This is a genomic window from Erythrobacter dokdonensis DSW-74 (genome assembly GCF_001677335.1).
GTDB lineage: Bacteria > Pseudomonadota > Alphaproteobacteria > Sphingomonadales > Sphingomonadaceae > Erythrobacter > Erythrobacter dokdonensis.
The window spans coordinates 207,789-221,951 of sequence record NZ_LZYB01000003.1 but is presented as its reverse complement, the minus strand read 5'-3'; the positions used below and the strand labels follow the sequence as shown (position 1 = coordinate 221,951).

At 64.2% G+C, this 14,163-nt stretch carries 10 protein-coding genes; 6 read left to right on the top strand and 4 right to left on the bottom strand.

Features of this window, described 5'->3' with window-relative positions:
• The first annotated feature begins 102 nt into the window (after positions 1 to 102).
• Together murA and I603_RS07475 are read left to right on the top strand one after the other, a co-directional pair.
• Positions 103 to 1,383 carry a UDP-N-acetylglucosamine 1-carboxyvinyltransferase gene (murA, locus tag I603_RS07480; RefSeq protein ID WP_068863673.1) on the top strand — a complete coding sequence of 427 codons (1,281 nt, stop codon included), beginning with the start codon at positions 103 to 105 and terminating at the stop codon, positions 1,381 to 1,383.
• Positions 1,380 to 1,877, top strand: coding sequence for a hypothetical protein (locus I603_RS07475; protein WP_068863671.1), 498 nt, complete (start codon positions 1,380 to 1,382; stop codon positions 1,875 to 1,877). The genes murA and I603_RS07475 overlap by 4 nt, the downstream gene beginning before the upstream one ends.
• A 130-nt stretch (positions 1,878 to 2,007) precedes the next feature.
• On the opposite strand, the gene I603_RS07470 is transcribed toward I603_RS07475, so the two are convergent.
• The 4 genes from I603_RS07470 to I603_RS07455 form a co-directional block, all read right to left on the bottom strand.
• Positions 2,008 to 3,444 carry a glutamate synthase subunit beta gene (locus I603_RS07470; protein WP_068863669.1) on the bottom strand — a complete coding sequence of 479 codons (1,437 nt, stop codon included), beginning with the start codon at positions 3,442 to 3,444 and terminating at the stop codon, positions 2,008 to 2,010.
• A gap of 23 nt (positions 3,445 to 3,467) precedes the next feature.
• Complete coding sequence (gltB, locus tag I603_RS07465; RefSeq protein ID WP_068863667.1) at positions 3,468 to 8,108, bottom strand: glutamate synthase large subunit; 4,641 nt, start codon at positions 8,106 to 8,108, stop codon at positions 3,468 to 3,470.
• Between the two features lie 276 nt (positions 8,109 to 8,384).
• Positions 8,385 to 9,323, bottom strand: a complete 939-nt coding sequence (locus I603_RS07460) for a hypothetical protein (RefSeq protein WP_143736679.1) — start codon at positions 9,321 to 9,323, stop codon at positions 8,385 to 8,387.
• Positions 9,289 to 10,560 (bottom strand): TIGR04063 family PEP-CTERM/XrtA system glycosyltransferase, encoded by a 1,272-nt coding sequence (locus I603_RS07455; RefSeq protein WP_068863663.1) that lies wholly within the window; start codon positions 10,558 to 10,560, stop codon positions 9,289 to 9,291. The genes I603_RS07460 and I603_RS07455 overlap by 35 nt, the downstream gene beginning before the upstream one ends.
• A gap of 129 nt (positions 10,561 to 10,689) precedes the next feature.
• Here I603_RS07455 and I603_RS07450 point away from each other — a divergent pair, with 129 nt between their 5' ends.
• The 4 genes from I603_RS07450 (at position 10,690) to I603_RS07435 (ending at position 14,105) form a co-directional block, all read left to right on the top strand.
• Positions 10,690 to 10,881 carry a hypothetical protein gene (locus I603_RS07450; RefSeq protein WP_232305286.1) on the top strand — a complete coding sequence of 64 codons (192 nt, stop codon included), beginning with the start codon at positions 10,690 to 10,692 and terminating at the stop codon, positions 10,879 to 10,881.
• A gap of 20 nt (positions 10,882 to 10,901) precedes the next feature.
• Positions 10,902 to 12,284, top strand: a complete 1,383-nt coding sequence (locus I603_RS07445) for a DUF5935 domain-containing protein (RefSeq protein WP_068863661.1) — start codon at positions 10,902 to 10,904, stop codon at positions 12,282 to 12,284.
• Between the two features lie 112 nt (positions 12,285 to 12,396).
• Positions 12,397 to 12,846 (top strand): MaoC family dehydratase, encoded by a 450-nt coding sequence (locus I603_RS07440; protein ID WP_068864130.1) that lies wholly within the window; start codon positions 12,397 to 12,399, stop codon positions 12,844 to 12,846.
• A gap of 77 nt (positions 12,847 to 12,923) precedes the next feature.
• Entirely contained in the window at positions 12,924 to 14,105 is a 1,182-nt protein-coding gene (locus I603_RS07435; RefSeq protein WP_068863659.1) for an acetyl-CoA C-acyltransferase, read from the top strand.
• Positions 14,106 to 14,163: the final 58 nt, after the last annotated feature.

The window sequence follows — 14,163 nt, the reverse complement described above, 5'->3', positions numbered from 1 at the left end:
CCCCGGACCACCCGTGCCGTGCGCATTCGACCAGGTCAATGTTTGACCGGCCTGAGGTGCCTTCGAGTTGCACCGGGAGTGCTTTTCGTTAAGGCGGAAATCATGGACAAGCTCATCATCCGTGGCGGCAACCGCCTTTCCGGGACCATCCCGATCTCCGGGGCGAAGAACGCAGCGCTCACCCTGATCCCCTGCGCGCTTCTGACCGAGGAGCCGCTGACGCTGCGCAACCTGCCGCGTCTGGCAGATATCGACGGGTTCCAGCACCTGATGAACCAGTTCGGTGTCACCACCGTGATCCAGGGCACGCGGCCCGAGGATTTCGGGCGGGTGATGAGCATGGAGGCGACCCGCATCACCTCCACCGTCGCGCCCTATGATCTGGTGCGCAAGATGCGCGCGAGCATCCTCGTGCTCGGTCCGATGCTCGCCCGCGCGGGCGAGGCGACGGTCTCGATGCCCGGCGGCTGCGCGATCGGCAATCGCCCGATCGACCTCCATCTGAAGGCGCTCGAAGCCTTCGGCGCGCATATCGAACTCGCGCAGGGTTACGTGAAGGCCTACCAGCCCGATGGCGGGATGCCGGGCGGGGATTTTGACTTCCCCGTAGTCAGCGTCGGCGCGACCGAGAACGCGCTGATGGCGGCGGTGCTGGCGAACGGCACCAGCCGCCTGTTCAACGCCGCGCGCGAGCCGGAGATCGTCGACTTGTGCAACATGCTCGTCGCGATGGGCGCGGAGATTGAGGGCATCGGCACCTCGAACCTCACCATCCACGGAGTGAAGCGTCTGCACGGCGCGACCTACCGCGTCATGCCTGACCGGATCGAGGCCGGTTCCTACGCCTGCGCCGCGGCGATTACTGGCGGCGAGGTGCGCCTTGAAGGCGCGCGCGCTGACGAGATGATGGCAACGATCCACGCGCTGCAAGCGATCGGCTGCGAAGTGACATGGGACGCCAAGAGCGTCACTGTCGGCGCGAGCGGACCGTTGAAGGCCACCAACCTCACCACCGCGCCCTATCCGGGTCTCGCCACCGACATGCAGGCGCAGCTGATGGCGCTCTTGTGCAAGGCGGAAGGCACCAGCGTGCTGAAAGAGACGATCTTCGAGAACCGCTTCATGCATGTACCCGAACTGGCGCGCATGGGGGCGGACATCACCACCGAAGGACGCACCGCGATCGTGCGCGGGGTGGAACGGCTGACCGGCGCGGAAGTGATGGCGACCGACCTCAGGGCCTCGATGAGCCTCGTGATCGCCGCGCTGGCTGCGGAAGGCGAGACGACAGTGCGGCGGCTCTATCACCTCGATCGCGGTTACGAGCGGCTCGAGGAAAAGCTCCAGCTGGTTGGCGCGGATATCGAGCGGGTAGATGATTGATCCGGCTGCGGCGCTCGGCCTTTCCGCTCCAGCTTGTGGCTGCGCTATCGGCGGCACTTGCCAGTTGCGCTGCGAGCCATGACAAAGCGAATTGCACCGCTAACCAAAGCACTTTCCGTTACGTCGGCGCTGACAACCTCGTCCTCAAGATTGACGAGGTGCCGACTGGCTCCACGTTCTATTTAGGATCCAGGGATGAGGAGCTCTATCTTGCCAAGGATCTGTCCGAAGACGGCATCGTCCATTCGGGCTGGTTTGCGATAACCAAAGAATTGATCGACGGCGGGCAATTCAATCGTGCGAATGTGGCTTGCCAAGGCTTCCAGATAAGTACCGAGAGCACAGTGGTGCGCTGCCAGGCCAGTAGCCCCGATGTGCCGCAAGTCTATCTTTTCGAGCGCGGCAGGGGGATCGTCAAATTCTGGTGGACCGGCAAACGGGAAAGCTTGGTAACGCTCGACGGCAGCTGCGGTTACGGTCACGGGATTGAGTGAGGAGCGAGACCCCTCTCAACCGTCGCCCCGTGCTTGACACAGGGCTTGGCTCACCTTGACCTAAGCATTGGACCGAAAAAGCCGAGCCTCGTATCAAGCACGGGGCGACGACAGGGGATCAAGACTCCCCTCACCGCGGCAGTTCGCTCGCCCCCATCAGCGCCTCGTCGACCGCGCGCGCGGCCTGGCGGCCTTCGCGGATCGCCCAGACAACAAGGCTCTGCCCGCGCCGCATATCGCCGCAGGCGAAGACGCCCGGCACGCTGGTGGCGTAACTCTCGGTGTCGGCATCGACATTGCCACGCTGGGATAACGCCACGCCCGCCTGTTCGAGCATCCCTGCCTTCTTCGGGCCGACAAAGCCCATCGCCAGCAGGATCAGATCGGCGGGGATGGTGAATTCGCTGCCCGCGACTTCCTGCATCTGGCCACCGACCCACTCGACCCGTACGCATTCGAGTCCGGTCACGGTCTCGCCGTCACCGAGCACGCGCTTGGCCAGCACCGCCCAGTCGCGCTCCACGCCTTCCTGGTGGCTCGACGAGGTGCGCAGCTTCATCGGCCAGTCGGGCCAGGTCAGCGCCTTGTCTTCCTTCTCCGGCGGCTTGGGCATGATTTCGAGCTGGGTGACGCTCTTGGCGCCCTGCCGGTTCGAGGTGCCGACACAGTCGCTGCCGGTATCGCCGCCGCCGATCACGACGACATGCTTGCCGGTGGCGAGCAGCGAGCCGCGCGGGGCGGCACGTAGCTCGTCGTCACCCGCGACACGCTTGTTCTGCTGGGTCAGGAATTCCATCGCGAGGCGCACGCCCGGCATTTCCGCACCGGGGATCGACAGCGGGCGCGCATCTTCCGCACCGCCCGCCAGCACCACGGCATCAAAGTTTTCCTGCAGGGACTTGAAGGAGATATCGACGCCCACTTCCTTGGAGGTTTTGAACGTCACCCCCTCGGCTTCCATCTGCTGACAGCGCCGGTTGATGAGGTGCTTTTCCATCTTGAAGTCGGGGATGCCGTAACGCAGCAAGCCGCCGACGCGGTCGTTCTTTTCGAACACCGTCACGGAATGACCCGCACGCGCCAATTGCTGCGCGCAGGCAAGGCCTGCAGGGCCGGAGCCGACCACGGCCACCGACTTGCCGGTCTTCTTCGCGGGGATCTGCGGCTTGACCCAGCCTTCCTTCCACCCGCGATCGACGATAGCGCATTCGATCGACTTGATGGTCACCGGCTGGTCGATGATGTTGAGCGTGCACGCCGCCTCGCAGGGGGCAGGGCAGATGCGTCCGGTGAATTCGGGAAAGTTGTTGGTGGAATGGAGATTGTCCAGCGCCCGCTTCCAGTCCGCCTCGTAGACGAGGTGGTTCCAGTCCGGGATCATGTTGTTCACCGGGCAGCCGTTGTGACAATAGGGAATGCCGCAATCCATGCAGCGAGAAGCTTGTGCCGAAAGGGTCGTATCATCCGGCTGGATGACGAACTCGCGGTAGTTCTTCAGCCGCTCTTTCGGATCGAGATAGTCCCGCTCACGGCGATCAAGCTCGAGGAATCCGGTTTCCTTGCCCATGTCTGTCGTCTCGTTCCTGAAATCTACTCGGCTGCGACGCTGGCGGCTTCTCTGCGCTCGGCTTCGAGCTTCTGAAGCGCCTTGGCGTAATCGCGCGGCATCACCTTGACGAAACGGCCAAGCGCCGCGTCCCAATCGGCCAACAGCTCGCCCGCCAGCTTGCTGCCGGTGTGGAGCTGGTGACGCTCGACGAGGATGCGCAGCCGCTCCGCGTCGTGGCGAAGCATATCGCCCATGCCCAAGTCGTGCACGCTGCGCGGGCGCTGGCTCGGCCGTCCGGCGCCTTCTTCGGCATCCGCCTCGCCCGAAACCGGCATCAGATCGACCTGCGCGTGATTGACAAGGTCCTTGAACGCACCTTCGGGGTCATAAACATAGGCGACCCCGCCGCTCATGCCCGCCGCAAAATTGCGCCCGGTCTTTCCAAGCACGACGACAACGCCGCCGGTCATGTATTCGCAGCCGTGGTCCCCGGTGCCTTCGACCACCGCCACAGCACCCGAGTTCCTGACCGCGAAGCGTTCGCCTGCCACGCCGTTGAAGTACGCTTCGCCCGCAATCGCGCCATAGAGCACCGTGTTGCCGACGATGATGTTGTCCTGCGCGGCACGCGGGGCGCCTTCGGGCTGGCGCACAATGATGCGTCCGCCCGACAAGCCCTTGCCCACATAGTCATTGGCATCGCCGACCAGATCGAGCGTGACACCGTGGGCGAGCCACGCACCGAAGCTCTGCCCGGCAACGCCGGTCAGGTTGATGCGGATGGTATCGGTCGGCAGGCCCTCGTGCCCGTAGGCCTTCGCGATTTCGCCCGACAGCATCGCGCCGACAGTGCGGTGAACGTTGCGGATCTCGTAGCTGAGCTGCACCGGCTGTCTGGTTTCGATCGCGATGCGACAATCGGCGATGAGGACATTGTCCATCGCGCCTTCCAGCCCGTGATCCTGGGTCTGGGTATGGCGCAGGCTCGCACCCTCCTTGAGCTCGACACGGTGGAGAATGCGTGACAGGTCGACCCCGCGCGCCTTCCAGTGGCGCTCCATCCGGCGGGTATCAAGCCGGTCGACCCGGCCGACCATCTCCTCGACGGTTCGGAAACCCATCTCGGCCATGATCTGCCGCAATTCTTCAGCGACGAAAAAGAAGTAATTGATGACGTGCTCGGGCTGTCCAGTGAAGCGTGCGCGCAGCACCGGGTCCTGCGTCGCCACGCCGACCGGACAGGTGTTGAGGTGGCACTTTCTCATCATAATGCACCCGGCCGCGATCAGCGGCGCGGTGGCAAAGCCGAACTCGTCCGCGCCCAGCAGCGCGCCGATGGCAACATCGCGGCCCGTGCGCAGCCCGCCGTCGACCTGTACTGCGATGCGCGAGCGCAGATCATTGAGCAGCAGCGTCTGCTGGGTTTCGGCAAGGCCGATTTCCCAAGGGGAACCTGCATGGGTCAGCGAAGTCAGCGGGGACGCACCCGTACCGCCATCATAGCCTGCGATGGTGACATGGTCGGCGCGCGCCTTGGAAACGCCCGCAGCAACCGTACCGACGCCAACCTCGGACACCAGCTTCACCGATATGCGCGCTTGCCGGTTTACGTTCTTCAAGTCGTGGATCAGCTGCGCCAGATCCTCGATCGAATAGATGTCGTGGTGCGGCGGAGGCGAAATCAGGCCGACGCCCGGCGTCGAGTGCCGCACTGCGCCAATGCGCTTGTCGACCTTGTGCCCCGGAAGCTGGCCGCCTTCGCCGGGCTTCGCGCCCTGCGCCATCTTGATCTGGATGTCGTCCGAATTGACGAGATATTCGGTGGTCACGCCAAACCGGCCGGAGGCAACCTGCTTGATCCGGCTGCGCATCGAATCGCCGTTCTCCATCGGCTGGAAGCGGAACGGTTCCTCCCCGCCTTCGCCCGTATTCGAACGACCGCCGATGCGGTTCATCGCGATCGCCAGCGTCGAGTGCGCCTCGTGGCTGATCGAGCCGAAGCTCATCGCGCCGGTGGAGAAGCGCTTCACGATCTCGGAGGCAGGCTCAACCTCCTCGAGCGGGATCGCCTGATCGGCCTTCTTGAACTCCAAGAGGCCGCGGATGGTCAGCAGCCGTTCCGACTGTTCGTTGATCGAGGCTGCAAATTCAGCATAGTTCTTGGGGTCATTACCGCGCACCGCGTGCTGCAACTGGGCGACGTTCTGCGGCGTCCAGGCATGTTGTTCACCGCGCAGGCGATACTGGTAGATCCCGCCGACATCGAGCATCCCGTCATAGAGCGGGTTGTCGCCATAGGCCTGGCCGTGGCGGCGCAGCGCTTCTTCCGCAACTTCGGTGAGGCCGATGCCTTCGATGGTGGTGGCGGTGCCGGTGAAGAACTGATCGACGAAGGCCGAGGACAGGCCGACCGCGTCGAAGATCTGCGCGCCGCAGTACGACTGGTAGGTCGAGATGCCCATCTTGGACATCACCTTGCGGATGCCCTTGCCAACGCCCTTTATGTAGTTCTGCTGCACCTTCTGCGGCGAAAGTTCGGGATGGCGCTTGGCGCGCAGGGCCTCGAGCGTCTCGAAGGCGAGATAGGGGTTGATCGCTTCCGCGCCGTAGCCCGCCAGCACGCAGAAGTGATGCACCTCGCGCGCCTCGCCGGTTTCGACCACAAGGCCGGTCTGCATGCGCAAGCCCTGCCGCACCAGGTGGTGATGAACAGCAGCGGTCGCCAGCAAAGCAGGCATGGGTGCACGTGTCTCGCTCTGGGTACGGTCGGAGAGGATCAGGATGTTGTGATCCTGCAGCACCGCCTCGGTCGCGGCCCAGCACATTTCCTTGATCGCCAGCGCGATGCCTTCCGCACCCGCGCTCGCGTCCCAAGTGATGTCGATCGTGGCGCAGCGGAACGCGCCGTCGAGCGCCTCTTCCACGGAGCGGATCTTGGCCAGATCCTCGTTGGTGAGGATCGGCTGGTCGACTTCCAGACGCTTGTGCGTGCCCGCATCATGGCCGAGCAGGTTGGGGCGCGGGCCGATCATGCTTGTGAGGCTCATCACCAGTTCCTCGCGGATCGGGTCGATCGGCGGGTTGGTGACCTGCGCGAAGTTCTGCTTGAAATAGTCGTAGAGCAGCCGCGAGCGGTTAGACAGCACGGCAAGCGGCGTGTCGGTGCCCATCGAGCCGACCGGATCATCGCCCGCCACCGCCATCGGCTCGAGGAAGCGACTGATGTCTTCCTGCGTGTAGCCGAAGGCCTGCTGGCGATCGAGCAGCGTGGTCTCCTCGGAAGGAACCGCAGCCAGTTCCGGGATAATGTCGGTTATGTCTTCCAGCTTGTACTGCGCCTGCTCAAGCCACTTGGCATAGGGCTCTGCACCGGCGAGATCTGCCTTCAGCTCGTCATCCTCGATGATGCGGCCTTCTTCGAGATCGATCAGCAGCATCTTGCCCGGCTGCAAGCGCCACTTGCGCACAATGTCTTCTTCGGCAAACGGCAGCACGCCGCTTTCCGAAGCGAGGCAGACGATGTCATCCTTGGTCACGCAGTAGCGCGCGGGCCGCAGGCCGTTGCGGTCCAGCGTCGCGCCGATCTGGCGCCCGTCGGTAAAACAGACTGCCGCCGGGCCGTCCCAAGGCTCCATCAGCGCGGCGTAATATTCGTAGAAGGCGCGCCGCTCAGGGTCCATCAGCGGATTGCCCGCCCAGGCCTCGGGGATGAGGATCATCATCGCGTGGGCAAGGCTATACCCGCCCGCGATCAACAGTTCCAAGGCATTGTCGAGGCAGGCCGTGTCGGATTGCCCGTGCGGGATGATCGGCCACATCTTGTCGAGATCGGGGCCGAGCAGCTCGCTTTCCATCGTCCGGCGACGGGCGTTCATCCAGTTAACGTTACCGCGCACGGTGTTGATCTCGCCGTTATGCGCGATCAGCCGGAACGGGTGCGCCAGCCGCCAGCTCGGAAAGGTGTTGGTAGAGAAGCGCTGGTGGACGAGCCCGAGCGCCGAGACGCATTCGGGGTCGCGCAGGTCGTCATAGAAGCTCCCCACCTGGGTCGCCAGCAGCAGACCCTTGTAGACGATGGTGCGGCTGGAGAAGCTGGGCAGGTAGGTTTCGACGAGGCCGGGAAGATCGTGCCGCTCGGCCAGCTTCGCAAGGGGATTTTGCACCTGCTTGCGGATAACCAGCAGCTTGCGCTCGAACGCGTCCTGATCGGCACAATTCGCACCGCGCGCGATAACTGCCATCTCGATCACGGGCATCGAATCGATCACCGCTGCACCCAGACCGTACTGCGTGGTCGGAACGCTGCGCCAGCCGATGAAGCGCTGGCCTTCCTTGGCGGTGAAGGTCTCCATCCGCTCTTTGACGAAGGCGCGCGCGGCATCGTCCTGTGGCAAGAAGCACATCGCCACGGCATAATCGCCCGCCACCGGCAGCTCATAACCATTCTCGGTCGCCCAGCGACGAATCAGCGGGTCGGGGATCTGGATCAGAATTCCCGCACCGTCGCCCAGCAAGGGATCCGCACCGACCGCCCCGCGATGGTCGAGCTTTTCGAGAATCTCCAGTGCCTGCGCGATGATTGCATGGCTTCTTTCACCCTTGATATGGGCAACCATGCCCACACCGCAGGCGTCATGTTCGTTTCGGGGGTCGTAAAGACCCTGGGAGACGGGGTATCCCATGGCAAAGGTCCGATCTGTCAGATACCGGTAAGTGCGCTTTGCAAGCACTGGGGCTCGCAAGGGGATGCGCGCTCAACGGCGGGTGATCTGGGCACGTCTGGCCGCGGGCGGCCGCTTATGCCCGGTTTCGGCCCCTCATGCCGACAGGAAGCACATTTGGCAATGGGTTTGCGGGAAGCAATATTTCCCGACTAGCTATTCAGACTATCAATAGATTGCGCGAACCGCATCATCAGCCCATGCAACTTGCAGGATTTGCGCCATTCTCACCAGGCGTCAGGCAGCACCGCGCAATTCCTGCAATCGCTCGAGAGCTTTGCGAAGAGGCTCGTTTTCGCCTTTGACCTGATCCTCGCCGGCAATGGCAGCGAGAGACTTGAGCGCATCGGCCAATGCCTGTTCGCGCGGGGCGGCAGAAGTGTGCCGACCCTGACGCGAAGGAGCAGAGTGATGCTCATGCAGCGCGGCTGCGAAACGCTCAACCATCTGCACAAGGCTTAGTTCGTCGGGCGGCACTGCGCGCAGACGCTCAGTCGCGCTTGGCGCGGCCGGACGGACCGCAGTCGGAGCGGGAGCCGGCGTCGGCGCTGACGCAACAGGCGCCTCGCCCGACACGATCGCAGCCTCGATCTCAACCCGCAAGGGTTCCTCGACCCAGACCGAATTGCGCCCCGGCAGCGCGGCGAACTCCTCCAGTCCCATGGATAGGGGCGGCGGAAGCTCTTGCTCGGTATTTGCGGCAGCGGAGCTGGCCTCCGGCATCTGCGTCGTGAACGGAATCGTCTCAACCGGCTCATCAAGGCTATCGCTGCCCAGTTCGCGCGCCGGATCGATCATGCGGACATGGCGCATCGCCATGGCAGCGAGCGAGGGCGCGGTGCGACGCTTTGTCTTGTTGGCCAGTTCGCGAGCACCGAGGAATAACGCAAGACCCGGAACCAGCGCGACCAGTCCGGCCAACACGAAAGGCGCACCGGCCCCGAGAGTCCCGAGACCGGTCTTGGCGGCGGCGGCCAGCACCAGATTGCGTGGCAGCACGAGGGTAATCAGGCCCCCGAGCGCAAACCCCCAGAGGCCAAGCACCGCAGGGAAAAGCGGATTGGCAGGCAACGGCCGACGCGCGGGCCTGCCGCTCGTGCTCGTCTTCTTTCCCTTGCGCCGCCAGTATCCCATGCGCCTGTCATCCTGCCTTACGATCGTGGGTGTTGCCGACATGGTCAAGATCGTCCGGCTGCACGCCCCCTCTGGCTAGCAAGAGATGGTAAACAGACAGATAATCGCGCGTATTGGTGGCCCAGTCGTGTCGGGCGCGGACATGGGTGACAGCCCGGTCCTTGATCGCGTCCCACTCGCCGCGCGCGCCGATCAGCCGGGCGAGGGCGGCGGCGCAGGCAGCAGGATCGTCGGGAGCGAAGAGCGTGCCCGTTACCCCGTCCTCGATCAACTCGCGGTGCCCGCCGACGCTTGAAGCCGCGACCAGCCGACGTTGTGCCATCGCCTCGAGCGGCTTCAGGGGCGTCACCAGATCGGTCAGGCGCTGGGCCTTGCGCGGATAGGCGAGCACATCGACGAGCGAGTAGTAGCGCTCGACCTCGGTGTGCGGGACGCGGCCGGTGAAGATTACGGCGTCGGGGTCTGGCAGGGCAGCGGCGGCCGCGCGCCAACTGGCGTCCATCGGCCCCGCGCCGACCAGCAACAGCCGCGCGCCCGGGTGCGATTGCCTGAGCTGCGGCATGGCCGCGATCAGACCATCGACGCCTTCATAGGCATAGAAGCTGCCGATATAGCCGATTACAGGTGTATCCGGGGCAAGGCCAAGTTGCGCGGCGAGCACCTCGTCGCGCGCCACCGGTTCGCCGAATAGTTCCAGGTCAACACCGTTGGGCATGATCGCGATGCGGGTTGCAGGGATACCGCGCGCCACCAGATCGTCCTTCAGCCCGTGGCAGATGGTGAACACCGCATCGGCCTGCCGCACCACCCGCGTTTCCAGCGCGCGGGTCAGGCGGTACTTGAGACTACCCTCGGTACCCGAGAGGTTGCCGACCGCGGCGTCCTCCCAGAAGGCGCGGATCTCGTAGACGAAGGGTACGCCCAGCGCCCGCGCCGCGTGCTGCGCCGCCGCGCCGCACAGGGCGGGGGAATGGGCGTGGATGATGTCGGGGCGCCATTCGTCGGCGAGCCTGATGATCGCGGTGGCCAGCGCCTCGATTTCACCCAATTCGCGCAAGGCGGGCGGGCCTGCCGGGGTTCCCGGAGTGCGGTAGAAGGTCAGGCCATCGGCTTCCTCGCGCGGCCCCGCCAGCGCTGCTTCGAGATTATGCCGCTGCCCGGTGATGCCCCGCACCTCAAGCCCCAGCCCCTGCTGCGCCTTCAGAATCGCGCGGGTGCGGAAGGTGTAGCCGCTGTGGAGCGGCAGCGAATGGTCAAGGACATGAAGCACCCGGGTCATGGGTCCAAAGACTAGCGCGGGTGTGCTTAACGCCGCGTCAACCGAGGTGCGCTAGCTCTGCTCTTCCGCGCCGCTTCGGAGCCGCACCAGATGATAGACTATTTCGCGCTCGCCCTTGGCCATGGCCTTATGGCCATCGCGCTGCTGCGGCTGGTGCTGCGCGCGGATGTGGATGATGATCCGCTGCTCGGCCGACTGAAGAGCGATACCGCCGAAAACAGCAAGGCAACCAGCACCGCAGGGCGCAATGCCGCCAGGCGCGCGCGCGGCCAATCCGTTCAAGCGCAGCGGGAGAGTCCAGAATCTCCCTTGCTCAAATAGCGAAGCGGCAGCGCACGGACATGCTGGATCTCGTCTTCCTCGGTTTCATTTTCTACGTCCTGCTGCTGGGACTGAAGCGCCCATTCCTTTGGGTGTTGCTCTATGTCTACATCGATATCCTGGCACCTCAGCGCATCGGCTATTCGCTGATCACCAGTCTGCCGGTATCGCTGATCGCCTTCGCGGCGGCTTTCGGCGGATGGCTGGTTTTCGACAGCAAGGAAGGGGCCCGCTTTTCCCTGCGGCAGGGACTGATGCTGGCGCTGCTGGCCTGGTGCTGGTGGACGACCGGCCAGGCCGATTTCCCAGAGGACGCGGCGACAAAGTGGGAGTGGGTGTGGAAGGCACTGCTGTTTGCGATCTTCCTGCCATTCACACTTACCACCCGCACGCGCGTCGAGGCGCTGGCGCTCATGCTCGCGCTGGCGGTGGCCACCATCGTGATCGGCACCGGCATGAAGACGATCCTCGGCGGCGGCGGCTACGAAAACCTCAAGTTCTTCGTGAACGACAACAGCGGAATCTACGAAAGTTCGACTCTTGCCACGGTCGCGATCGGCCTGATCCCGATGATCTGGTGGTTCACCCGCCACGGCACGCTGTTCCGGCCGCACTGGTCTGTGACAGCCTTCGCGGTAGCGCTGACCTTCGCCTGTCTGCTGGTACCCATCGGCACCGAGGCGCGCACCGGCCTGCTCTGCATCGCTGCACTGGGTGTGCTGCTGCTGCGCTATACCAAACGGCGGCTGCTGTTCATCGCCAGTGCCGGCGTGCTGGGCCTCGCGGCGCTGCCGTTCCTGCCGCAGAGCTATTACGAGCGGATGGCGACGCTCGCCGAGCCGGGCGGCGACGAAAGCGCATCGACCCGTGTGGCGGTGTGGCAATGGACGCTCGACTACGTCGCCGAAAAGCCTTTGGGAGGCGGGTTCGATTCCTATCGCGGCAACCGATTCTCCTATGTGATGCCGGTCAAGCAGGTCGACGGAAACACAACCAGCGTGACATACCAGCAGGTGGTCGACGAAGGTCGCGCGTTCCATTCATCGTTCTTCGAGCTGCTGGGCGAACAAGGCTGGCCCGGACTGGTGATGTGGCTGGCGCTGCACGCGCTGGGCTTGCTGCAGATGGAGCGCATCTATCGGCGCTGGAAGGGCGCGGAGGCCGAGGAGGAAGCATGGATCGCGCCGCTTGCAGCTTCCTTGCAGATGGGCGCAATCATCTATCTTATCGGAGCGACCTTCCAGGGGATCGGCTATCAGCCGGTGATGCTGATGCTGGTGGGCCTGCAAATCGGGCTCCATTCCTACTGCGGACGCATCGATTCGGCGCGCGACCGGCTGGATCGCAGTGCTCGGCGACGCGAGGCAATCGGCGGCAAGATCGGCAGTGCCGTAGCGGCATAGCGCGCCTGAATGCTGGGCCGTTGCGCTCCCCCCTTTGTTGCGCCATGAAGCCCCTCGCCAATGGCGCGGCGGGCACGGGATTCCGCTGGCGCACAACAAGGAGGAGGAACCCATGACCCCCCAGGAAATCGCCGCCAAGGTCGGTGAACATTTTGCCACCAGCGAGTGGGTGGAAATGAGCCAGGAGCGCATCAACCAGTTCGCCGATGCGACCGGCGACCACCAGTTCATCCATATCAACGAAGAAGCCGCAAAGATGACGCCGTTCGGCGGCACCATCGCGCATGGCTTCCTGACGCTCTCGATGATCCCCTACCTTAGCGCCAATTCCGACATGCCGCGCGTCGACGGGATCAAGATGGCGGTCAACTACGGTGGCAACAAGACCCGCTTCATCGCCCCCGTCCGCTCGGGCAAGCGCATCCGCGGCCACTGGAAACTGCTCGAAATGGCCGAAAAGCGCCCCGGACAGTGGCAACAGACGGTCGAGATCACCATCGAGATCGAAGGCGAGGACAAGCCCGCCCTGATCTGCGAGTGGATGACGCTGTACTTCTGCTGATCGCCCACCGCGCGAACCGGAACGACTAGCCCCCGCCCCGGCGGGGGCACACCCCCACAAAACAAGGATACCCCAGCATGGCACGTGACGCCGTTATCGTCTCCACCGCCCGCACGCCGATCGGGCGCGCCTACAAGGGCGCTTTCAATGCCACCCCCGGCGCTACTCTTGGCGCGCTCAGCCTAGCCCCCGCAATCGAGCGTGCCGGGATCGAGGCGGGCGCGATCGACGACGTGGTGTGGGGCTGCGTGCTCACCCAGGGCACCCAGTCGGGCAATATCGGTCGTCAGGTCGCCCTGCGCGCCGGTTGCCCGGTGGGCGTTTCGGCACAGACTATCGATCGCCAGTGTTCATCTGGCCTCATGGCGATTGCGACCGCAGCCAAACAGATCATCGTCGACAATATGGATATCGTCGTGGGCGGCGGCCAGGACTCGATCTCGATGGTGCAGACGCCGGAAATGCGCGTTTCGCCCGACCGTTCGCTGATCGCGATGCACAAGGATGTCTACATGCCGATGCTCGGCACCGCCGAGACCGTGGCCAAGCGCTATAACGTCAGCCGCGAGGCACAGGACGAATACGCCTACCAGTCACAGATGCGCACCGCTGCAGCGCAGGCTGCGGGCAAGTTCGACGCTGAAATCGTCCCCGTGACCACCACCATGAACGTGGTCGACAAGGAGACCAAGGAAGTCTCCCAGAAGGAAGTCTCCCTTACCAAGGACGAAGGCAACCGCCCGGAAACCACGCTCGAAGGCCTCCAGAGCCTCAACCCGGTGATGGGACCCGGCATGAACATCACTGCGGGTAACGCCTCGCAGCTTTCGGACGGGTCCTCGGCCGCAGTGCTGATGGAAGCCAAGCTCGCCGAACAGAAAGGTCTTGAACCGCTCGGCCGCTATGTCGGCATGGCGGTGGCAGGCACCGAGCCCGACGAGATGGGCATCGGGCCTGTGTTTGCGATCCCCAAGCTTCTCAAGGCAACCGGCCTGAAGATGGACGACATCGGGCTGTGGGAGCTCAACGAGGCCTTTGCCGTGCAGGTTCTCTACTGCCGCGACACGCTGGGCATTGATAACGACATCCTCAACGTCAACGGCGGCTCGATCTCGATCGGCCACCCCTATGGCATGACCGGCGCGCGCTGCACCGGCCACGCGCTTATCGAAGGCAAGCGCCGCGGCGCGAAGTATGTCGTCGTCACCATGTGCGTGGGCGGCGGCATGGGTGCAGCGGGGCTGTTCGAGGTGTTCTGAGAAAAAGCCTCACCATCACGAAACGCGACGGCGCGGGCAGCAACGCCCGCGCCGTTTT

Excerpts from the sequence above, each read along its gene's own strand:
- murA (WP_068863673.1), top strand. The coding sequence starts at position 103 with ATGGACAAGCTCATCATCCGTGGCGGCAACCGCCTTTCCGGGACCATC.
- I603_RS07470 (WP_068863669.1), bottom strand. The coding sequence starts at position 3,444 with ATGGGCAAGGAAACCGGATTCCTCGAGCTTGATCGCCGTGAGCGGGAC.
- gltB (WP_068863667.1), bottom strand. The coding sequence starts at position 8,108 with ATGGGATACCCCGTCTCCCAGGGTCTTTACGACCCCCGAAACGAACAT.
- I603_RS07460 (WP_143736679.1), bottom strand. The coding sequence starts at position 9,323 with ATGTCGGCAACACCCACGATCGTAAGGCAGGATGACAGGCGCATGGGA.
- I603_RS07455 (WP_068863663.1), bottom strand. The coding sequence starts at position 10,560 with ATGACCCGGGTGCTTCATGTCCTTGACCATTCGCTGCCGCTCCACAGC.
- I603_RS07450 (WP_232305286.1), top strand. The coding sequence starts at position 10,690 with ATGGCCATCGCGCTGCTGCGGCTGGTGCTGCGCGCGGATGTGGATGAT.
- I603_RS07445 (WP_068863661.1), top strand. The coding sequence starts at position 10,902 with ATGCTGGATCTCGTCTTCCTCGGTTTCATTTTCTACGTCCTGCTGCTG.
- I603_RS07440 (WP_068864130.1), top strand. The coding sequence starts at position 12,397 with ATGACCCCCCAGGAAATCGCCGCCAAGGTCGGTGAACATTTTGCCACC.
- I603_RS07435 (WP_068863659.1), top strand. The coding sequence starts at position 12,924 with ATGGCACGTGACGCCGTTATCGTCTCCACCGCCCGCACGCCGATCGGG.